The sequence below is a fragment of the Streptomyces sp. NPDC059454 genome (assembly GCF_042749965.1).
Classification (GTDB): Bacteria; Actinomycetota; Actinomycetes; order Streptomycetales; family Streptomycetaceae; genus Streptomyces.
Window position 1 is genome coordinate 1 of the sequence record NZ_JBHYVC010000092.1, and the last position, 19,679, is coordinate 19,679.

Below are 19,679 nucleotides of genomic sequence, written 5' to 3' on the forward strand. Positions count from 1 at the left end.
GGGCAGGGCGGGGGCCGGGGCGGTGGGGTGATTGCCGCGGTGGCGGGGCAGGTGGCCCAGCCGTGGCTACGCCGGCTTCCTCGGTCTCACTTGTGTCAGTGCCGCGCCCGCCAGGACGACCGCCGCGCCCACCGGTGTCGACCAGGTCAATGTCTCGCCCAGGAGCACGATGCCGGCCGCGGCGGCGATCACCGGGACGAAGTAGGTGACCATCTGGCCGGTCGTCGGGCCGACCTCGGCGACCAGGCCGTACTGGATGAGTACGGCCAGCCCCGTGCCCAGCATGCCCAGCGCGGCGATCGCCAGCAGCGGGCCGACGGCGAAGCGGGTCGGCGGGGTGGTGAACAGCGGTGTGACGACGGCCAGCTGGGCCGTGGCCAGCAGCAGCTGGCCGCCGGTCAGGGACAGGTTCGAGTGGCTGCTGCCCGCCAGAGTTCGGCGGACGTAGATCCAGCCGACGGGGTAGCTCAGCGAGGCCAGCAGGGCCAGCGTCGTGCCGCGGGCGTCCAGGCCCTCGAAGCCCTGCCAGGCGCCCAGCACGGTCAGCACCCCGAGGAAGCCGACGCCCAGCCCCGCCACCCGCACCCGGGTCGGCCGGTCCTCGGACAGCGCCACCAGCGACAGGGCCATGCCCCACAGCGGCGAGGTCGCGTTGCAGATGCCGGCCAGCGTGGACGGGATGGTCAGCTCCGCGAAGGCGAACAGCGAGAACGGCAGGGCGTTCAGCAGGAACCCGGCGACCGCGAGATGACCCCAGGTGCGCGCACCGCGCGGCAGCCCCTCCCGCCGTACCACCATCGCCACCGCCAGGACGGCGGTACCGAAGGCCAGTCGGCCGAGGGTGACCTGGAAGGGGGCGTAGCCCTGGGTGCCGACCTTGATGAGGAGGAAGCTGAACCCCCAGATCAGGGAGAGCGCGCCGAAACGCAGCCGCCAGTCCAGGCGGGGGCGGGTGCGCTCCGGGGCGGGACCGGCCGGGGCCGGTGTGGTGGTGGTCGCGGTGACGCTGCTCATGGACGCAACGATGCGGGACATCCATCTCGTAGCACAATCGAGATTTCGCACGGGGTATCTCGTAGCATCGCTTACATGTTGAACCTGGAGCGCCTGCGCACCCTCGACGCCCTGGCCCGGCACGGCTCGGTCAGCGGCGCGGCCGAGGGGCTGCACATCACGACCTCGGCCGTCTCGCAGCAGATGTCCAAGCTGGAGCGCGAGGTCGGTCAGCGGCTGCTGGCCAAGAACGGGCGCGGGGTCCGGCTCACGGACGCGGGCCGGCTGCTCGCCGAGCACGCGGCGCGCATCCTCTCCCAGGTCGAACTCGCCCAGTCCGACCTGGAGGCGCAGCGCGGACAGGTCGCCGGTGAGCTGCGGGTCTCGGCGTTCCCGACCGCCGCGCGGGGGCTGTTCCCGGTGGCCCTCCGCGACCTGCGCGAGCGGCATCCCGCGCTGCGCGTGCGCTCCCGCGAGCAGGAACCGGAGCAGGGCATCCGGGGAGTGGTGCGCGGGGACCTCGATCTCGCGGTGGTGCTCGACTGGTACAACAAGCCGATGCCGCTGCCCGACGGCCTGGTCAAGGCACACCTGCTGGACGACCCGGCCGATGTGGCGATGTCGGCCGGCCACCGGCTGGCCGGCCGTGACGAGGCGGACCTCGCCGAGTTCGCCGAGGACGAGTGGATCACCTGGGGCGAGGGCGAGTTCTGCCACGAGTGGCTGATGTTCACCCTGCGCTCCAAGGGCATCGAGCCGGTCATCGGCCACCGCGCCGCCGAGAGCCACACCCAGCTCGGCCTGGCCGCCGCGGGGCTCGGCGTCTGCATCGCCCCGCTGCTCGGCCGCGACCCGCTGCCCGACGGGGTGGTGACCGTCCCGCTCCGGCAGCGCGTACGACGCCACGTCTTCGTCGTCTGGCGCGCGGACGCCGACCGCCGCCCGTCGATCCGGGCGGCGGTGCGGGCGCTGCGGGCGGCGGGGGAGCGCGTCGGGGCGGCCGGGGAGAACCCCGGCGCTACGGCAGCGTCGGCAGCTTTCTGAAGTCCCAGGAGACGGTCTTCTCCGGGGTCAGGCGCAGCCAGGCGTGCCGGCCGTCGTGGGGCATCTCGTCCAGGCCGAAGTTCTTGCGGGCGAACAAGGTCTCCGGAACGTCGAGTTCCGCGCGCAGTTCGCCGGTGCGCGGGATCTCGCCCACGAACTCCACCCGCCCGGACAGCTCCGCACCGCGCAGCTCGTCGTACTCCTCGCCCGTGTCGACCACGATCGCCACCCGCGGATCCCGCCGCAGATCCGCCCAGCGTCTGCTGCGCACCACGGAGTACAGCCACAGCGAGGTGCCGTCCCAGGCGAACCAGAGCGTGCTGACGTGCGGTGCGCCGTCGGCGGACACCGTGGCGACCCGGCAGGTGCGCTGGACGGTGAGGAAATCGTCCAGCTCACCGGGCGTCATCATGATCTTCTGGCCCCGGCGCTGCGTGGCGGTCATACGGCCCCTTCGTCTCTCATGTCGTGCCCGGTGCCGGCGGCTCAGGCGAGGGTGATCGAGTCCCCGCTCACCGTGATCTCCACGGCGGGCAGCGGCTTGGTCGCCGGGCCGCTCTTCACACTGCCGTCGCTGATGGAGAAGTTGCTGTTGTGGCAGGGGCAGTTGATGACCCCGTCGGCGATGCTCTTCACCGCGCACCCCTGATGGGTGCAGGTCGCGGAGAAGGCCTTGAACTCGCCCGCCGTCGGCTGGGTGACGACCACCTTACGGTCGGCGAAGACCTTTCCGCCGCCCTCGGGGATGTCGGCGGTCGAGGCGAGCGGGTCGGCACCGGCGTTCTCGCCGCCGCCCGAACCCCCGCTGTCCGTGCCGCCGTCGTCCGACGGGCCGCCGGCGGAGCCGGGGTCCACGGAGGAACTCGACGTGTCGTCGTCGGAGCCTCCGCACGCGGTCAGCGCGACGGCGAGGCCCGCCGCTCCGGCCGCCGCCACGACGGTTCGACGGGCGGGTCCTGATGCGGGCTTGAGCGATGCGCTGGTCATGCCGGTGTGTCCCTTCCGGGGGTCGCGTGATCTGGGGAGAGGTACGGTCAGCGGGCCCGCGCTGTTCATGCGATGCCGAGAGCCTGGCCTGTCCGCGGTCGGACGGGCGTAAATCACGGCTGTCGTTTCGCTGTCGACCCCGGGCCGTTTCGACCGGGCCGCCTCCGACGTGCGACGACGCGCCAGTAGCCTGGTGCGATGCTGAAGGAAGTCACCGCGACCCGTTTCATCGCGCCGCTGCGCGAGGGCGGCTCGCTGCCGGGCCTGATCGAGGCCGACGACCTCGGGACCTACGTGCTGAAGTTCACCGGCGCCGGACAGGGCCGCAAGACGCTGGTCGCCGAGGTCGTCTGCGGGGAGCTCGCCCGCCGGCTGGGGCTGAGGGTGCCCCGCCTGGTCACCGTCGAGCTCGACCCCGTGCTGGGGCTCGGTGAACCCGAGCAGGAGGTGCAACGGCTGCTGAAGTCCAGCGGCGGCACCAACCTCGGCATGGACTTCCTCTCCGGTGCCCTCGGATTCGACCCGCTCGCCTTCGAGGTGAGCCCCGAGGAGGCCGGACGGATCGTCTGGTTCGACGCGCTGGTGAACAACGTCGACCGCTCCTGGCGCAACCCCAACATGCTCCGCCGGCGCGGTGAACTCTGGCTCATCGACCACGGCGCGACGATGATCTGGCATCACCACTGGCCCGGCGCGGCGGCCTCGGCCGCCCGTCCCTACGACGCCTCCGACCACGCGCTGAAGTCCTGCGCGCCGGACATCGCGTCCGCCGCGGCCCGGCTCGCGCCGCGGGTCACCGAGGAGCTGCTCGCCGAGGTCACCGCGGAGATCCCCGACCTCTGGCTGACCGGGGAACCCGGCTTCGACACCCCGGACGAACTCCGGTCGGCCTACGCGCGGCCGCTGATCGCCCGCGCGGCCACCGTCCACCAGCACATCCACGGCCTCGAGGGGGACCAGTGAGCGACCGGCACGTCTTCGAGTACGCGCTGCTGCGGGTCGTGCCGCGCGTCGAACGCGGTGAGTGCGTCAACGCCGGGGTGCTCGTGTACTGCCGCCCCCGGTCGTTCGTCGCGGCCCGCACCCATCTCGACGAGGCGCGGCTGCTGGCCCTCGACCCGAAGGCCGACCTGCCCGGCGTACGGGCCGCGCTGCGCGCCGTCGAGGGCGTCTGTGCGGGCGGGGACGCGGCCGGGCAGGCGGCGCTGGACGATGCCGGACGGCGCTTCCGCTGGCTGATCGCGCCCCGGTCCACCATCGTCCAGCCCGGCCCCGTGCACACCGGGCTCACCGCCGATCCGGCGGCGGAGGTGGAACGGCTGCTCGAGCTGCTCGTGCGCTGACCGGGGCCGTGGGCGGCTGCGGGTGGTTCGTGGTTGCCCGCGTCCCTTTCAGGCCGGTGCGGCGGACCCACCTCGAGGGGCGCGAGGCCGTGACACCGCGCGGCTCCGCCGCGTGGGCGCGACCGGCCACCCGCAGCCGGCCCACGGTCCGTCAGGTCCGGCGGCGTCTCACCAGGTGTCCGGTCGCGAGTACGGCGCCTGCCACGAACGTCGCGCCGATGCCCAGGTCCCAGCCGCTCGGTCCGGACTCCGACGAGCCGCCCAGCCCGCCCTGCACACCGCGCGTCGGCGCGGCGGAGGCGGGGGTCGAGGGCGCGGCGGGTGTCCTGGTGGGAGCCGCGGGCGCGGTGGTGGCGGGCGCGGGCCGTGTTGTCGGCGCGGTGGTGGGAGTCGCGGTCCGGGTGGGGGCGGCGGTCGTCGGTGACGCGGTCCGGGTGGGCGAAGCGGTCGTCGGCGACGGCGACCGGGTCGGTGCCGGGGTGGAGGGGGCCGGACGGAAGGTGGACGAGGTGAGACCGCGCCGGGGCAGCGCCTCGCAGGCCACTCCGTCGTCCGGACCCGGGTTCTCGTCGAGCCGGTGCGGATCACTCCGGTCCGTGTCGAAGAAGGCCTGCGCGTCCTCCTGGTAGGTGAAGTCGTTGCAGTCCAGGTCCTGGGCGTGGGCGGGGTCGGCCAACGGCACGATCGCGGCGAGCGCGATCAGTATGCCCATGGCACCGGTGCGACGGCGCATGGAACGCCTCCTTTCCGGCTGCGGGTGGCTCGCGTCTCGACGCTATGGGCCGCCGGGCGCGAGGGCGCGCAGCGCGGGGCCGATCGGGTGCTCCGCGCGGATGCCGTGCGCGTGACGACCGTGGCGGGCGGAAGAGGGGCGCCGCGCGGGGAATGGATCACACACGCGCGGTGTGCCGTTGACACCGGGTGCCAGGGCTTCTAGCGTCACGTCTGCTGAAGGTACTAAGCGGTCGCTCACCGATTCCGGTCCGACCGCAGGAGCCGCATCCCAAGCGCGAGGAGAAGCAGCAATGTCCACCACTGAGCAGCGGGTCGCGGTCGTCACCGGCGCCGCGCGCGGCATCGGCGCCGCCACCGCCGTACGACTGGCCGCCGAGGGCCGCGCGGTCGCCGTGATCGACCTCGACGAGGCCGCCTGCAAGGACACCGTCGAGAAGATCACCGCCGCCGGCGGCAAGGCGATCGCGGTCGGCTGCGACGTCTCCGACGAGGCGCAGGTCGAAGCGGCCGTCGCGCGGATCGCCGAGGAGCTCGGCGCGCCCACGATCCTCGTCAACAACGCGGGCGTGCTGCGCGACAACCTGCTGTTCAAGATGAGCGTCTCCGACTGGGACACGGTCATGAACGTGCATCTGCGCGGTGCCTTCCTGATGTCCAAGGCATGCCAGAAGCACATGGTGGACGCGGGCTTCGGCCGCATCGTCAACCTGTCCTCCTCCTCCGCGCTCGGCAACCGGGGCCAGGTCAATTATTCGGCGGCCAAGGCGGGTCTCCAGGGCTTCACCAAGACCCTCGCCAAGGAGCTCGGCAAGTTCGGCGTGACCGCCAACGCCGTCGCCCCCGGCTTCATCGCCACGGAGATGACCAAGGCCACCGCCGACCGCGTCGGCATGGGCTTCGAGGACTTCAAGGCCGCCGCCGCCACCCAGATCCCGGTCGCCCGCGTCGGCGAGCCCGAGGACATCGCCAACGCCATCGCCTTCTTCACCGGCGAGGCGGCCGGCTTCGTCTCCGGCCAGGTGCTGTACGTCGCCGGCGGACCGCTCGACTAGGAAGACCGGGAACATGACTGCTGTGGAACTCTCGGGCAAAGTCGCCCTGATCACCGGCGCCAGCCGCGGCATCGGCTACGGCGTCGCCGAGGCGCTCGTCGCGCGCGGCGACCGGGTCTGCATCACCGGCCGCACCGAGGACGCCCTCAAGGAGGCCGTCGAGAAGCTCGGCACCGACCGGGCCGTGTACGTCGCCGGCAAGGCGCACGACGAGGCCCACCAGGCCGTCGCCGTCGAGCGCGCGATGGAGGCCTTCGGCCGCGTCGACTACCTGGTCAACAACGCCGGCACCAACCCGGTGTTCGGGCCGATCGCCGACCTCGACCTGAACGTGGCGCGCAAGGTGTTCGAGACCAACGTGATCTCGGCGCTCGGCTTCGCGCAGAAGACCTGGCACGCCTGGCAGAAGGACAACGGCGGCGCGATCGTCAACATCGCCTCCGTCGCCGGCATCGCGCCCTCGCCGTTCATCGCCGCCTACGGCGTCAGCAAGGCCGCGCTGATCAACCTGACCCAGCAGCTGGCGCACGAGTTCGCGCCCAAGGTGCGGGTCAACGCCATCGCCCCGGCCGTGGTGAAGACCAAGTTCGCGCAGGCGCTGTACGAGGGCCGGGAGGCGGAGGCCGCCGCCGGCTACCCGCTGGGCCGACTCGGCGTGCCCTCCGACATCGGCGGTGCCGCCGCGTTCCTCACCTCCGGCCAGTCGGACTGGGTCACCGGCCAGACCCTGGTCGTCGACGGCGGTATCTTCCTCAACGCCGGCGTCGCCTGAACCGAACGCCCCGCGCGGTGCGACACGTGCGCCGCGCGGGACGGTTCCGCGCGCCGCGCGGGTGGCACAACCGCCCGCGCGGGGCCTCTGTTCCGGCGGTCCGACACGGGCGTCCGTCGACGAAAACGGCGTCCGTGTCGGCGTATCGGAGTCGCGACGGTGCGTGACAACGTAGTCATCGGGGAGTTGATCTCAAGGGCCGCACAGAGGGGGGTCAACGGGGCGAACACTGCGGTATGGTCTGCCGACTCTTGGGACGGCAGATCGAGGAGCGTGCGCGTGTTCAACCGGAACCGATGCCTGCGGCGGGTGGCGGCCATCGCGTCCATAGCGTCCTTGGTGACCGGATGCGGCGTCCTGTCGTCGGACACCTCGGACGACGAGGGACCCATCGTCGTGGGAACCACCAGCTCGCCCAGCACGCTGGATCCCGCCGCCTCCTGGGACAGCTCCTGGGAGCTGTTCCGCAACATCTACCAGACCCTGCTGAGCTACCCGGTCGGCGCGACCACCCCGCAGCCGGACGCCGCCAAGAGCTGCGAGTTCTCCGACAGCTCCAACCAGGTGTTCCGCTGCGAGCTGCGCGAGGGGCTGACGTTCTCCGACGGCAGCACCCTCGACGCCGAGGCCGTCAAGCACTCCATCGACCGGATCCGGCAGATCAACGTCAACGGCGGTCCGACCGGTCTGCTGGGCAGCCTCGAACGGGTGCAGGCACCCAGCGAGCGCGAGGTCGTCTTCCACCTCAACAAGCCGGACGCCACCTTCCCGTTCGTGCTCGCCACCCCGGCGATGTCCATCGTCGACCCCGACGCCTACCCGGCCGACGCCCTGCGAAAGGACGACGGCGTCGTCGGCTCGGGGCCCTACACCCTCCGGTCGTACGAGGAGGGCAAGGAGGCCGAACTCGCCCGCAACGACCGCTACAAGGGCTTCGCCGAACGCCGGAACAACGCGGTGACCATCCGCTACTTCCAGGACTCCGGCACCATGGTCAAGGCGTTGCGGGACGACCGGATCGACCTGACCTACCGCGGTCTGGCGGCGGGCGACATCATCGATCTCCAGGGCAAGACCTCCAAGGAGGAGGAGCTCCAGCTGATCGACGGCACCGGGATGGACATCAGCTACCTGGTGTTCAACCCGAAGGACCCGTGGGCCGGCAAGAAGGAGGTGCGCCGAGCCGTCGCCCAGGTCGTCGACCGCGCGGCGATCACGCACAAGGTCTACAAGGACACCGTCGACCCGCTGTACTCCATGGTCCCCAAGGGCCTGACCGGGCACACCACCGGCTTCTTCGACGACTACGGCGAGCCCAGCGCGTCCAAGGCCCGGCAGATCCTCACGAGGGCGGGAATCACCGAGCCGGTCCCGCTGACCCTCTGGTACACCACGGACCGCTACGGCTCCGGGACCGCGCTGGAGTTCAAGGAGCTCGAGCGCCAGCTGGAGGCGTCGAAGCTGTTCGACATCACGCTCAAGAGCCGCCCCTGGAAGACGTACGCCGAGGGCTACCGGAAGGGCGAGTACCCGGTGTTCGGGCGCGGCTGGTTCCCCGACTTCCCGGACGCGGACAACTTCATCGCCCCGTTCGTCGGCAAGCAGAACGCGCTCGGCACGCCCTACGAGGCGACCGAGATCACGACCGAGCTGCTGCCCAGCTCCCGCCGGGAGAGCGACCGCGGCAACGTGGTGAAGCAGTTCGAGGAGGCCCAGCGGATCCTCGTCGACGACGCGCGGCTGCTGCCGTTGTGGCAGGGCAGGCAGCACGTGGCGGCGAGCCGGGACATCTCGGGCGCGGAGCGGGCGCTGGACCCGTCGACGATCATGATGCTGTGGGAGCTCTCCCGGAAGACCAGCTGGTAGGGCCGGGTACGACTGTCCGCCGGGCCGGTTGAGCCACGAGAACAGGCCCCGGCGGCCGGACGGAACAACCGGAAGACGGTCCGGCAGGACGTCAGTCAGTGGTGGAGCCACGACCACCGGGACCTGCGTACCACGGTCGATGTCAGTGGTCGCCTGTAGGTTCTGTGGTCTGGAAGCGACCGCACACGTAAGGACATTGACGTGACCGACATCGCCATGCTGCCCGAGTCCTGGCGCGGGGTTCTGGGCGACGAGCTGCAGCAGCCCTACTTCAAGGAGCTGACCGAGTTCGTCGAGGAGGAGCGGGCGAACGGTCCGGTCTACCCGCCCCGCGAGGAGGTCTTCGCGGCGCTGGAGGCCACGCCGTACGACAAGGTGAAGGTCCTGGTCCTCGGCCAGGACCCCTACCACGGCGAGGGTCAGGGGCACGGCCTGTGCTTCTCCGTCCGTCCGGGCGTGAAGATCCCTCCGTCCCTGCGCAACATCTACAAGGAGATGCACGCCGAGCTGGGCACGCCCGTCCCGGACAACGGCTATCTGATGCCGTGGGCCGAGCAGGGCGTGCTACTGCTCAACGCGGTGCTCACGGTCCGCGCCGGTGAGGCCAACTCCCACAAGGGCCGCGGCTGGGAGCGGTTCACCGACGCGGTGATCCGCGCGGTGGCGGACCGCCCCGACCCGGCGGTCTTCGTGCTGTGGGGCAACTACGCGCAGAAGAAGCTGCCGCTGATCGACGAGAGCCGGCACGTGGTGGTCAAGGGAGCGCACCCCTCGCCGCTGTCCGCGAAGAAGTTCTTCGGGTCCCGGCCGTTCACGCAGATCAACGAGGCGGTGGCCGCGCAGGGCCACGAGCCGATCGACTGGACCGTCCCGAACCTGGACTGACGCCGCCCTGCCGGGTGCGGACCGCTCCGTCGGCCCCGCACCCGGCCCGCTCGAGGTACTACGGAGCGGCTTGTCCGGTATCGCCCCGGCCTGCGGTTAGCGTCGGGGGCGACAGACGGCGAGCGGTGCGGAGGACGTGGTGGCGGAGCGACAGGATCGGGCGGCGCCGGACGCCGTGCTCACGCGGATCGGTCAGGTCGTGATGCTGCACCACGCGGGGGACCGCGCGGAGGCCCGGCACCGGTTGCTCGGCCTGTGGGCGGAGATCGGCGAGCACGGGGACCCGCTGCACCGCTGCACCCTGGCCCACTACCTCGCCGACACGCAGGACGACCCCGAGGACGAACTGGCCTGGGACCTGCGGGCGCTGACGGCGGCCGAGGAGGTCGCGGGCGACCGCGTCGGCGCGCACGAGGGATCCCTGGCCGTGCGTGCGCTCTATCCGTCCCTGCAGCTGAACCTGGCCGCCGACTATGCCCGCCTCGGCCGCCCCGACGCCGCCCGTACCCATCTCCACCGGGCCCGGGGCGCGGCCCGCACCCTGGCCGACGACCGCTACGGCGAGGGCGTACGGGCCGCCATCCGGCGGCTGGAGATCCGGCTGGACGAGGACGGAACGCCCGAGGGCCGGTGGCCGCCGGGACGACGTTCCTAGGACCGGTGTCCGTACGCACGCCGGCCGGTTCGGCTCCCGTACGTCTTCTCGCAGATGGCCGCCTCCTGGCTGCCCGGGCGCCAGCCGCCGTACTGCCTGCCCAGCGCGCACACGTCCGGTCCGCCGGAGGCGTCACGGCGCATCGGCTCCGGCACGTCGGGGAGATCCCTCGCGGGAGGTCGCGGCCGGCCGTTCCCGCCGGTTTCGGGGCGAGTCGGCCGGTCCTGCCCGTTCCGGTCGTCGGGCGGTGTCCTCCGCTCCGGCGTGGCCCCGGGAGCGGCGCGGTGCGCCGGGGGCGCCGGCGTCTTCGAGGGCCGGGCCGGGCCGATCATCTCCAGGGCCTCGCGGGCCGGTGCCTGCACGATCTCCGTCTCGTTCCCCCCGACCGGACGTGGCTCCGACTCCCGGGAGGGTGCCGTTGCCGTCGCCGGTCCGGGTGCGAGGGGGCGGTGGACCGTCACACAGCCCGAGAGGGCCGAGACAGCCACGGTCACCAGAAGCGTTGCTGTGGTCGTCGTTCGATGCACCCGCGCCACTCTGCTGGCTCCGGCCGCCCGGGGGAGGCCGGACAGGCGCAGCATGCCCCGCACGGGTGATCTCCCGCCCCGTACGGGGGCCTTCGGAGGTGCCGGGGGTGACGTCAGTCGCCGGTGGCGCCGTCGACGCGCTCGCGGAGCAGATCGGCGTGGCCGTTGTGCCGCGCGTACTCCTCGATCATGTGGGTGTAGATCCAGCGCAGGCTGAACGGTTCGCCGGTGCGCCTGCTGCGGCCCCGGGACAGGTCGTCCAGGGCGAAGCCGGCCGCGTTGCGCCGGGCGGTGTCGATCTCGGCCTGCCAGGTTCCGTACGCCTCCTGCCAGGTGTCCGCGTCGGTGAGGTGGAACTCACCGTCGGGGTCGGCCTCGCTGAAGTAGAGGGGCCCGGCGTCCTCGTCCGCGAGGACCTGGCGGAACCAACCGCGCTCCACCTCCGCCATGTGCCGCACCAGCCCCATCAGGGACAGGTCCGAGGGCGGCACCGACGCCGTGCGCAGCTGGTCGTCGGTCAGCCCCTCGCACTTCCGGGCGAGGGTGCGGCGATGGTAGTCGAGCCACCCCTCCAGCATGGTGCGCTCGTCGGCGTCGTTGGCGGGTTCGGTGCGCTCGGTCGTCATGCCGCCATCCTGGCCCGGCGCTGATCCACTTCACCAGGGTTTTTCGGCCCCGAGCATTCCGGCCAGGAGTTCCTCCAGGTCCGAGCGCACCTCGGCGAGGCCCGGCACGCGCGCGCTGAACGAGCCGGCCACGCAGGAGAACATCAGGCCGTCCGCCCAGGCGATCAGCGACAGCGAGTGGCGCTCGGGATCCGTGGAACCGAGTCCGGTGACGAGGGCTGTCAGCTGATCGCGGAACCGGGCGCCGGCCGCGTCGAAGTACGCCCGCAGCTCGGGGCGGCGGGTGGCCTCCAGGGCCAGCTCGTAGCGGGCGAGGGTCAGCTCCCGGTTGCCGGTCAGCGCGCGGTGGGCGACCAGCGCGAGGGCGTCCACCAGGGAGCCGGCGCCGGCCCGGGGATCGGGCATCTCGTGCAGCGCGAGCACCCGTGCCTCCCGCTCGGCGAGCCGTCGTACCGCCAGTTCCAGCAGGGCCTGCCGGGTGCGCGCCAGGTTCGAGGTGGATCCCTGGGGGAGCCCGGCCGCCTCGTCGACCGCCCGGTGGGTGAGGCCGCGCATCCCGCGCTCGGCGAGCAGGTCGAGGGCGGCGTCGGCGACGAGATCGGCACGGGCGGCGCCCGGGGTGCGTACGGACATGGAAGTCAAACTACCCGTCGCACTACGGCTGTAGTACGTTGGATCCCGGAGTGCACTACAGGTGTAGTTTCAGCAGGAGGAGGAGCCATGGCACGTCTCGAGCGGGCGATCGTGATCGGCGGCGGGATCGGAGGCCTGACCGCGGCCGCCGCCCTGCACCGGCGCGGTGCGCGGGTGACGGTGCTGGAGCGGGCCGGGTCCCTGGAACCGGTCGGCGCCGCCATCTCCCTGTCGCCCAACGCGCTTCGCGCGCTGGACGTCATCGGGCTCGGTGACGACATCCGCGCCCTGTCGGCCTGGCAGGGCGACGGAGGGCTGCGCGCGCCCGGCGGCCGGTGGCTGTCCCGCACCGACGCCGCCGTGGCGGCCGAGCGCTTCGGCGGACCGCTCGTCCTGCTCCACCGCGCCACTCTCATCAGTCACCTGGCCGCGCGACTCCCGTCCGGAGCCGTCCGCACGGGCACCGCGGCCCGCCTCCTCGACCCGGGCGACCCGGGCCGTCCCGCCCGGGTCGGCACCCCCGCCGGCGAACTGGAAGCCGATCTGGTGGTGGCCGCCGACGGCATCCGCTCCGCCGTGCGCCGCGAGCTCTTCCCCGGCCACCCCGGGCCGGTGTACTCCGGCTTCACCACCTGGCGACTGGTGATCCCCCTGCCCGGCGCGGAGTTCGCCTCGCACGAGACCTGGGGTCGGGGCCGCATCTGGGGCACGCACCCGCTCAAGGACGGCCGCGTCTACGCGTACGCCGCCGCGCCGGCGCCTGCCGGCGAGCACGCCCCGGACGACGAGCGGGCCGAACTGCTGCGGCTGTACGGCGACTGGCACACCCCCGTCCCCGAAGTCCTCGGGGCCGCCCGCCCCGAGGACGTACTCCGCCACGACGTCCACCACATCGCCGAACCGCTGCCCGCGTTCCACCACGGCCGGGTGGCGCTGGTCGGCGACGCCGCGCACGCCATGCCGCCCACCCTCGGCCAGGGCGGCAACCAGGCCATCGAGGACGCGATCACCCTCGCCCACCACGCCGGCGACCTGCCCGCCTACACCGCGGCCCGGCTGCCCCGCACCGCCGCGATCGCCCGCCGGGCGGTGCGGGTGGCCCGCCTCAGCATGAGGACCGGACGCGTCGGCACCGTCGTGCGCGACAACGCGCTCGCCGCGCTGTCGAAGGCCGCTCCCGCGCTGTTCCTGCGCGGCTTCGAAGGGATCGCCGACTGGCGCCCGCCGCAGCAGCCGTATGCTTCCCGGACCACGGCAGACAGGTGAGGGGAGCACACACGGTGAAGGTCGGCTGCATCGGACTCGGCGACATCGCGCAGAAGGCCTATCTTCCGGTGCTCGCCCACCAGCCCGGAGTGGAGCTGCACCTGCAGACCCGCACCCCCGCGACCCTCGACCGGGTCGCCGACGGCCTCCACCTCCCGCCCGGCCGGCGCCACACGGACCTCGGTTCCCTGATCGCCCAGGACCTCGACGCGGCCTTCGTGCACGCGCCGACCGAGGTCCACCCGGAGATCGTCACCCGTCTCCTGGAGGCGGGCGTACCGACGTACGTCGACAAGCCGCTCGCCTACGAACTCGCCGGCTCCGAGCGGCTGGTGGAGCTCGCCGAGGAACGGGGCACGAGCCTCGCCGTCGGCTTCAACCGCCGCTTCGCCCCCGGCTACGTCCAGTGCGCCGACCATCCGCGCGAGCTGATCCTCATGCAGAAGAACCGCGTCGGGCTGCCCGAGGAGCCCCGCACGATGATCCTCGACGACTTCATCCACGTCGTCGACACCCTGCGCTTCCTGGTGCCCGGCGCGGTCGACGACGTGACCGTGCGCGCCCGCACCGAGAACGGCCTGCTGCACCACGTGGTGCTCCAGCTCTCCGGGGACGGCTTCACCGCGCTCGGCGTGATGAACCGGCTCAGCGGTTCGGCCGAGGAGATCCTCGAGGTCTCCGGACAGGACACAAAGCGTCAGGTGGTCAACCTCGCCGAAGTGATCGACCACAAGGGACAGCCCACCGTGCGACGGCGCGGCGACTGGGTGCCGGTGTCGCGGCAGCGCGGCATCGAGCAGGCGGTGCTCGCCTTCCTGGACGCGGTCCGCGCGGGCAAGGTGCTCAGCGCCCGGGACGCGCTGGCGACCCATGAGCTGTGCGAGCGGGTGGTGCGAGCGGTCCACGAGCGCCCCGCCTGAAGCGCACCGCCCCGGTGACGGCCCAGACCCCGAGGACCAGCAGCGCCGCGTGCGGCGGCCAGTCGCCGAAGCGGACGTAGGGCGTGGTGCCGTGCGCCAGTGGAACCTCGTACACCTGCGCGGCGGCGGTGTCCGTGCCGAGCCGCGGGCCGACGCGCTCCCCGCCCGGTCCGTACACGGCGGAGACGCCCGTCAGGGTCGCGTGCACCATCGGGCGGCCGGTCTCGGCGGCGCGCAGCGCGCCGAGCGAGGCGTGCTGCGCGGGGGCCCAGCTCCGCTGGAACGTCGATGTGGAGGACTGGGCGAGCAGCACATCGGCGCCGTCCCCGGCGAGGTGCCGGCTCATGTCGGGGAACGCGGACTCGAAGCACACCATCGGACCGATCCGCAGCCCGTTCCCCGCGTCCATCACCACCTGCTCGGAGCCCTGCCGGCGGTCCTCGCCGGCGGCCTCTCCGACGGAGGTCGCCCAGCCCAGCAGGGAGCGGGCCGGAATGTACTCGCCGAAGGGGACCAGCCGCATCTTGTCGTACCGGTCGCCGGTCGGACCGTCCGGGCCGATCAGTACCGAGCTCTTGTAGATGCCGGGCCTGTCCGACCGCCGGGCGTCCACGTTGACCAGGATCCCGGCGCCCGTGTCGCGGGACAGCGCGGCGAGCCGCCGCGCGAGGTCGGGCCGGTCCCCGAGGTCGAAGCCGACACTGCTCTCGCCCCAGACGATCAGGCCGACGTCCTGCCCGGCGAGCTCACGCGTGAGCTGTTCCTCACGGTCGAAACGCCGGTCCGCGCCGGCGGGCCCGGCGACGACACCCGGCTGCACGAGCGCGATCCTGACCCGGTCGTCGGTGCCGGGCCGGGGCGCGTACACCCAGGCGGCGGAGGCGACGGCGGCCGTGGCGACGAGTCCGGCCACGGCGGGCACGCGGGCCTGCCGGACCGCGAGCAGCACGGCCACTGCGACGTTCAGGACCACCACCAGGAAACTGAGCAGCCATATTCCCCCGACCGACGCCAGCCGCAGCGCGGCCCCCGCCTGCCACTGGCTCGCACCGAGCACGCCCCAGGGGCCCCCGAGCCCCTGCCAGGAGCGGACGAGTTCGATCGCCAGCCACCCCGACGGCACCACGACGAGCGCGGCGGCGACCCGCCCGCTCGACGGCACTCCGCCGAGCAGCCTTCGCACCAGCCACCCCCACGGCGCCCACAGCGCGCCCAGCAGGGCGGCGATGACGAACGTGAACACGTGCAGATTCGGCAGCAGCCAGTGGTGCATGGCCAGCATGAAGCCGAACCCGCCCCACCAGCCGTCGCAGGCCGCCCGCCTTCCGGTGGGGGCGGTACGGGCCAGCAGCACCCACGGGACCAGGGCGACGTAGGCGAACCACCACAGGGACGGGGCCGGAAAGGCCAGGACGGGCAGGGCGCCCACGACCGCGGCGACGGTCGAGCGCCGCCAGGGGGAGGCGAGCCAGTGGCCGAGCGTCTTCATAGGCGCCTCCCTACCCCGTGGTGCCTCCAGTGTGCGTCCCCTCGGTGATCCGGGACAGTGCACGCCGGGCTCAGCTGATCACAGGAGCCGTCCGCCGGTCGGACAGGCGGCGCCACTTCTCCCGTACGACCACCTCGCTCAGCCGCCAGCCGTCGTCCGTGCGCAGCATCGCGAAGGCGCACCGGCCGCCGCACACGAAGTCCGGAGCGATGGAGGTGCCGCCCTGTCCGGTACGGCCCATCGGATTGACGTAGTCGGCCTGTACCTGGGCCGTGTCGCCGGTGTCCTGCTCCCAGATCCCGAACCGCACCCGCCGGTTGACGATCAGATGCTGCCGCACGGGGAAGCCCCCGAGACGGTCCGCCAGCCATCCGGCCACCGCCCGGGCGCTGCCCTCGATGCCGCCGGCCGAGCGGTAGTCCGCCCGCCCGTCCGGCGTGAACAGTTCCCGGTACGCCTCCCAGTCACCGTCGTCCACGGCCACCGCGTACTCGGTGACGAGCCCGTCCACGGCCAGTCGGTCCCTCACGGTCGCGAGCTCCACACGCTGCGTCATCGGCTCAGTGTTGGCCATGGGGCGAGCGCGGCCAAGGGTCGTGCGCGGATATTCACTGGCCTTCGACGCACGCCGCGGCCGAGGCTGTACACCGTGAACGATCAGCCGGAACGGCACCCGAAGTTCGAGGTGCGCGCCCACCACACCGATTCCACCGTCACCGTCTACCAGGCATACCGCCCCAAGATCGGCCAGGCCGCGGTACGCCACGGCCGGTTCCCGTCGTCCTGGAACCGGGAGCGCATGACATGGATCTTCTCTGCACCAACGCGGGCTGGCTTTGCAGCACACCAGGATTCGAACACCGAGTGAGTCGCCTGCCGTAGTCCGAGGCGCAGCTAGCACTTGATCGCGCTGCGTCGATCCTCCACGACAGTGGCTGGTGCCGTTCCCGCAGCGGATGAGAAATCATGTTGGCCGGCTGCCGGTGAGCTGCGAAGATGCGTCCGTTTCCCATCCGGAGGAAATTTGTTCGTTTTCGTGTGTGCGGGATGCGGGGCCGAGTTGACCATCCCGCTGTCCCAGGTCGCACTGCCGGTCCACGCACGTCAGCAGTACGGGAACGGGGCCCAGCTTCCGGTACTCATGGAGTCAGGGACGTTTGCCGTGGACCCGGAACCCTGGGGAGGGCCGTGGCGGATGTGGAACGAGATTGATCCGGGCGAGGCTGAGGCACGCGGTATCTACGCTCCGGTCCACGCCCTGTCCGACGGCACGACCGGGGCGAATGTCATCGCGCCCGGTGATATCCGCGGAACCCGGCTGATTCCTGAGAAGCGTGGCGGTGCCTGCTGTGGCCTCGACGGGGCCGACGGGCCCAACATGGCCTGCGAGGCATGCGACCTCCCCGTGGCAACCAGGGTCGACGATTGCTCCCTCTGGCAGATGGTGCGACTCGGCTCAGACGTCGTGCACCGCGTCCCCGTCGACGGTATGCACGCCGCGCCGCTCTCCTGGGCGGAGTTGGCAGAGACGGGGGAGAAGACGCCCCCGTTCGAGCCGATCGCCACGTGGGGAGGACGGCTGGGGCCGAACCACTACTGGTCGTGGAGTCCGCAGTGGGAGGCGGCAGGCGGCCAGGCACTCGCCCACCTGCTCATCGCTTCCCAGGGGCAGCCGGTGGAGGTCCCGGGCGGCCTGACCGCGGACGTCTTCCAACGCGCGCTCGACGCCTTGCTGCCGGCAGGCACCCCGAAGCGGCGCGCCGTCCTGGCCGGACCGGGACAGCCCTCCCCGGACGTGGACGTCGACATCCTCCTCGTCCCCGTCCACCCCCAGACGGGCCGGACCTGGACCCCTGCCGACCCGACCGCACCGGCATACCTGGTGCCCCTGCCGCTGGGGGTGTGGCTGTGGCTGGCCTCTCCCGAACCGAACTTGCCGGTTCCCGCGTCGGGCCGCATAGCCCGAGATGTCCTCCGCGACTACCCGCCCCCGCTGCTCCCCAACCACCTGTTCCGTGCCGACCGGGGAACGTTCCAACACACCTTGGTCCGGCTACCAGCCGTACGCAGCCCATGGCTGCGCCCGATCCTTGAGACCCTCACACAGAACACCTCGGCTGGCCTCTTCTGACCGTCCGGCATCGAACAGCACCAGACTCTCGTGCCTCCCAAAGTGGTCGACATCTGCTTCCCATCTCGTGCACAAAGTCAGCGGGCGTGAGAAGTCCGAAGGAGCGTGACCGCGTCGGATCAGTGACGGAATCGGGCGACTTCTCCCTCGATCCGAATCAGGAACTCCGTGATCGGGGCTGCGCCGCTGTCTGGAACGAGGGCAAGGTCTTGGGCATAGATCGTCTCGTCTGCGGCCAAGGCCGCATCCTCGTCACCACGGCGCCAGGCATCACGGGAAGCGGCGAACAGGGGAGCAAGCCCTTCCCAGGCTGGGCCGGGTTCGAAACGACAGTCGGACCAGAACATGTCGCCGCTTTCGAGGGCCAAGGTTCCCACCAGCCGCTCACCCTGTCTGAGCTGCCAACTCCGCTGCGCCATGTTCCCCTCCCCCGGTCGTTACTGATCGTTCGACTCTATGCCGTGGGTGTGGCCGCAGGGTCGCTGAACCTCCAGGACGACTGCCGTCCCGGCCACGGATCGGTCCTCGTGCATGGTGATCACTTGGCCGGGCTCAAGGTGCTGCCACTGCTGAGGGTCAAGGGGCGCGAGTCGCACCGAGGCTCGCCCGCCAGGTTCGAGGAAGGGCGTGCGCTCAACCCAGAGCATGGCGATGTTGAGGGCCGGTTCGCCGGTCGGGGTTCGGTTTCCGATGTTCCACATCGGTCGCAGGACCCCGGCGCCGGAGATGGGCGTCTGTCGTCTGGCCTCCGCGGCCGGGCGGAGGGCGAGGTCGGCCCGGATGATGCCGTTGCGCGTCTCGTAGCAGCGCCAGTGGCACCAGGCCGCGCTCTTCTCCATCCGCATCTGCTCAGCTGCGGTGGCCAGAGCTTCCCAGAAGCTGAGTGGAAGCGGTTGGACGTCTCCGAGTTCCTCCAGCAGCCCGAGAGCCACCTCCCACTCGTCCTGGGTGAGGTACTCCCAGACGTCGGCCACCGTGATGTCGTTATCGGTGGCGACTTCCTCGGGGACGAGCAGGGAAGCAGCTTCCAGCAGCTTGGGAACATCCATGCCCCTGATTCTGGCCCAGGCCGCGTTTCTGGTGTTCGCAGAGCTGCTCACCTGTCTGTGGCCTGGGGTTTCTGATGGGAGATCGCAGGCATTCCGAGGGAGACAGGATCGCTGCGCTGGAAACGGCGGGCCTGCTCGCGCTTGCTCCGCAAGAAGGTGAGCGTCAGATCGAGACCCTCGATCTCACCTCGCCAGTCCTCTTCGACAGCTCGCTTAGAGGCTGTTGTCTTTCCGAGTCTGACGACTGCGTTTTCGCTGGTCAGGGATAGGTGCGGCGTCGGTGTGGGAGTGATGGACCATCGTTTCGTCGCTCCCGTGGAGGTTGCGGATGCCGTCGGTTGTCGGACTGCTGGAACAGCACGAGCTTGCCGCCCGTCGTCGTGTGGACGGGCTGCGCGAGGAGGCCGACCGCATCCAGGCCGAGCTTGCAGCGGCCGAGCAGGAATGGCTGGAGTGGACGATCGCCCGCGAGCGCGTTGGTGCGGTGCTGTCCGCGCCGGGCGGCGATTCAGCCGACGCGGTGGCCGCCGAGCAACCGGGCCGTGCCGGGCTGGAAGCAGGGGTGCAGGCGTCGACGCCCGTGGCGGCGAAGGCGAAGTCGCAGGTTCCGGTATGGCGCGAAGGGCTGGCCCGGACGGCACTGTCGGCGGACTACCAGCGCATCCTGGCCGCGCTCGCGGATCGGGTCCGTCTCGGCCAGGGCCCG

General features: G+C 71.8%; 23 protein-coding genes and 1 pseudogene. 13 read left to right on the top strand and 11 right to left on the bottom strand.

The features are described from left to right. Positions 1 to 66: 66 nt before the first annotated feature. Complete coding sequence (locus tag ACFXAE_RS34515; protein ID WP_384723086.1) at positions 67 to 1,014, bottom strand: DMT family transporter; 948 nt, start codon at positions 1,012 to 1,014, stop codon at positions 67 to 69. A 75-nt stretch (positions 1,015 to 1,089) separates the two neighbouring features. Here ACFXAE_RS34515 and ACFXAE_RS34520 point away from each other — a divergent pair, with 75 nt between their 5' ends. Beyond that, positions 1,090 to 2,037, top strand: coding sequence for a LysR family transcriptional regulator (locus ACFXAE_RS34520; RefSeq protein WP_384723089.1), 948 nt, complete (start codon positions 1,090 to 1,092; stop codon positions 2,035 to 2,037). Here the strand turns inward: ACFXAE_RS34520 and ACFXAE_RS34525 are convergent. Continuing rightward, positions 2,012 to 2,482 carry a pyridoxamine 5'-phosphate oxidase family protein gene (locus ACFXAE_RS34525; protein ID WP_384723092.1) on the bottom strand — a complete coding sequence of 157 codons (471 nt, stop codon included), beginning with the start codon at positions 2,480 to 2,482 and terminating at the stop codon, positions 2,012 to 2,014. The two genes, ACFXAE_RS34520 and ACFXAE_RS34525, sit on opposite strands and share 26 nt — an antisense overlap. A gap of 41 nt (positions 2,483 to 2,523) precedes the next feature. Beyond that, positions 2,524 to 3,024 carry a Rieske (2Fe-2S) protein gene (locus ACFXAE_RS34530; protein WP_384723095.1) on the bottom strand — a complete coding sequence of 167 codons (501 nt, stop codon included), beginning with the start codon at positions 3,022 to 3,024 and terminating at the stop codon, positions 2,524 to 2,526. A 198-nt stretch (positions 3,025 to 3,222) separates the two neighbouring features. On the opposite strand from ACFXAE_RS34530, the gene ACFXAE_RS34535 reads away from it, so the two are divergent. Both ACFXAE_RS34535 and ACFXAE_RS34540 read left to right on the top strand, forming a co-directional pair. Further along, entirely contained in the window at positions 3,223 to 3,987 is a 765-nt protein-coding gene (locus tag ACFXAE_RS34535) for a HipA family kinase (RefSeq protein WP_384723098.1), read from the top strand. Next, entirely contained in the window at positions 3,984 to 4,367 is a 384-nt protein-coding gene (locus tag ACFXAE_RS34540; RefSeq protein WP_384723101.1) for a DUF3037 domain-containing protein, read from the top strand. Before ACFXAE_RS34535 ends, ACFXAE_RS34540 begins: the two co-directional genes overlap by 4 nt. A 151-nt stretch (positions 4,368 to 4,518) precedes the next feature. Here ACFXAE_RS34540 and ACFXAE_RS34545 read toward each other — a convergent pair whose 3' ends face one another. Continuing rightward, positions 4,519 to 5,100 carry an excalibur calcium-binding protein gene (locus ACFXAE_RS34545; RefSeq protein WP_384723104.1) on the bottom strand — a complete coding sequence of 194 codons (582 nt, stop codon included), beginning with the start codon at positions 5,098 to 5,100 and terminating at the stop codon, positions 4,519 to 4,521. 292 nt (positions 5,101 to 5,392) lie between these two features. Here ACFXAE_RS34545 and fabG point away from each other — a divergent pair, with 292 nt between their 5' ends. The 5 genes from fabG to ACFXAE_RS34570 all read left to right on the top strand — a co-directional run bounded on the left by fabG (position 5,393) and on the right by ACFXAE_RS34570 (position 10,332). Beyond that, on the top strand, positions 5,393 to 6,154 hold the full coding sequence (fabG, locus tag ACFXAE_RS34550; RefSeq protein WP_030865253.1) for a 3-oxoacyl-ACP reductase FabG: 762 nt from the start codon (positions 5,393 to 5,395) through the stop codon (positions 6,152 to 6,154). 13 nt (positions 6,155 to 6,167) lie between these two features. Then, the gene (locus tag ACFXAE_RS34555) at positions 6,168 to 6,926 is read left to right on the top strand and encodes an SDR family oxidoreductase (protein WP_384723107.1); all 759 of its coding nucleotides are present in this window, start codon (positions 6,168 to 6,170) and stop codon (positions 6,924 to 6,926) included. 279 nt (positions 6,927 to 7,205) lie between these two features. Next, positions 7,206 to 8,792: an ABC transporter substrate-binding protein gene (locus ACFXAE_RS34560; protein WP_384723110.1), complete on the top strand. Its 1,587-nt coding sequence runs from the start codon at positions 7,206 to 7,208 to the stop codon at positions 8,790 to 8,792. Positions 8,793 to 8,993: 201 nt separating this feature from the next. Next, the gene (gene ung, locus ACFXAE_RS34565; protein WP_384723113.1) at positions 8,994 to 9,677 is read left to right on the top strand and encodes a uracil-DNA glycosylase; all 684 of its coding nucleotides are present in this window, start codon (positions 8,994 to 8,996) and stop codon (positions 9,675 to 9,677) included. Between the two features lie 139 nt (positions 9,678 to 9,816). Further along, positions 9,817 to 10,332 (top strand): hypothetical protein, encoded by a 516-nt coding sequence (locus ACFXAE_RS34570; protein ID WP_384723116.1) that lies wholly within the window; start codon positions 9,817 to 9,819, stop codon positions 10,330 to 10,332. On the opposite strand, the gene ACFXAE_RS34575 is transcribed toward ACFXAE_RS34570, so the two are convergent. The 3 genes from ACFXAE_RS34575 to ACFXAE_RS34585 form a co-directional block, all read right to left on the bottom strand. Further along, the gene (locus tag ACFXAE_RS34575) at positions 10,329 to 10,487 is read right to left on the bottom strand and encodes a hypothetical protein (protein ID WP_384723119.1); all 159 of its coding nucleotides are present in this window, start codon (positions 10,485 to 10,487) and stop codon (positions 10,329 to 10,331) included. The two genes, ACFXAE_RS34570 and ACFXAE_RS34575, sit on opposite strands and share 4 nt — an antisense overlap. Before the next feature lie 485 nt (positions 10,488 to 10,972). Then, the gene (locus ACFXAE_RS34580) at positions 10,973 to 11,485 is read right to left on the bottom strand and encodes a DinB family protein (protein WP_384723122.1); all 513 of its coding nucleotides are present in this window, start codon (positions 11,483 to 11,485) and stop codon (positions 10,973 to 10,975) included. A gap of 30 nt (positions 11,486 to 11,515) precedes the next feature. After that, positions 11,516 to 12,118, bottom strand: a complete 603-nt coding sequence (locus ACFXAE_RS34585) for a TetR/AcrR family transcriptional regulator (RefSeq protein WP_384723125.1) — start codon at positions 12,116 to 12,118, stop codon at positions 11,516 to 11,518. 87 nt (positions 12,119 to 12,205) lie between these two features. Here ACFXAE_RS34585 and ACFXAE_RS34590 point away from each other — a divergent pair, with 87 nt between their 5' ends. Both ACFXAE_RS34590 and ACFXAE_RS34595 read left to right on the top strand, forming a co-directional pair. Beyond that, the gene (locus ACFXAE_RS34590; protein ID WP_384723128.1) at positions 12,206 to 13,384 is read left to right on the top strand and encodes an FAD-dependent monooxygenase; all 1,179 of its coding nucleotides are present in this window, start codon (positions 12,206 to 12,208) and stop codon (positions 13,382 to 13,384) included. A gap of 14 nt (positions 13,385 to 13,398) precedes the next feature. Then, on the top strand, positions 13,399 to 14,304 hold the full coding sequence (locus tag ACFXAE_RS34595; RefSeq protein ID WP_384723150.1) for a Gfo/Idh/MocA family protein: 906 nt from the start codon (positions 13,399 to 13,401) through the stop codon (positions 14,302 to 14,304). On the opposite strand, the gene lnt is transcribed toward ACFXAE_RS34595, so the two are convergent. Both lnt and ACFXAE_RS34605 read right to left on the bottom strand, forming a co-directional pair. After that, positions 14,228 to 15,793 carry an apolipoprotein N-acyltransferase gene (lnt, locus tag ACFXAE_RS34600; protein ID WP_384723131.1) on the bottom strand — a complete coding sequence of 522 codons (1,566 nt, stop codon included), beginning with the start codon at positions 15,791 to 15,793 and terminating at the stop codon, positions 14,228 to 14,230. The two genes, ACFXAE_RS34595 and lnt, sit on opposite strands and share 77 nt — an antisense overlap. A gap of 70 nt (positions 15,794 to 15,863) precedes the next feature. Then, positions 15,864 to 16,349: a nuclear transport factor 2 family protein gene (locus ACFXAE_RS34605; RefSeq protein WP_384723134.1), complete on the bottom strand. Its 486-nt coding sequence runs from the start codon at positions 16,347 to 16,349 to the stop codon at positions 15,864 to 15,866. Between the two features lie 93 nt (positions 16,350 to 16,442). Here ACFXAE_RS34605 and ACFXAE_RS34610 point away from each other — a divergent pair. Both ACFXAE_RS34610 and ACFXAE_RS34615 read left to right on the top strand, forming a co-directional pair. Then, positions 16,443 to 16,604: pseudogene (locus ACFXAE_RS34610) on the top strand (DUF4291 family protein); the annotation flags it as partial. A 213-nt stretch (positions 16,605 to 16,817) separates the two neighbouring features. Next, the gene (locus ACFXAE_RS34615; protein WP_384723137.1) at positions 16,818 to 17,924 is read left to right on the top strand and encodes a hypothetical protein; all 1,107 of its coding nucleotides are present in this window, start codon (positions 16,818 to 16,820) and stop codon (positions 17,922 to 17,924) included. A gap of 119 nt (positions 17,925 to 18,043) precedes the next feature. Here ACFXAE_RS34615 and ACFXAE_RS34620 read toward each other — a convergent pair whose 3' ends face one another. Both ACFXAE_RS34620 and ACFXAE_RS34625 read right to left on the bottom strand, forming a co-directional pair. Then, positions 18,044 to 18,343: a hypothetical protein gene (locus tag ACFXAE_RS34620; RefSeq protein WP_384723140.1), complete on the bottom strand. Its 300-nt coding sequence runs from the start codon at positions 18,341 to 18,343 to the stop codon at positions 18,044 to 18,046. A gap of 18 nt (positions 18,344 to 18,361) precedes the next feature. After that, positions 18,362 to 18,973 (bottom strand): hypothetical protein, encoded by a 612-nt coding sequence (locus tag ACFXAE_RS34625; RefSeq protein WP_384723144.1) that lies wholly within the window; start codon positions 18,971 to 18,973, stop codon positions 18,362 to 18,364. A 328-nt stretch (positions 18,974 to 19,301) separates the two neighbouring features. Between ACFXAE_RS34625 and ACFXAE_RS34630 the strand changes: the two genes are divergently transcribed. Then, a partial coding sequence (locus ACFXAE_RS34630) for a hypothetical protein (RefSeq protein WP_384723147.1) occupies positions 19,302 to 19,679 on the top strand: 378 nt, incomplete at its 3' end.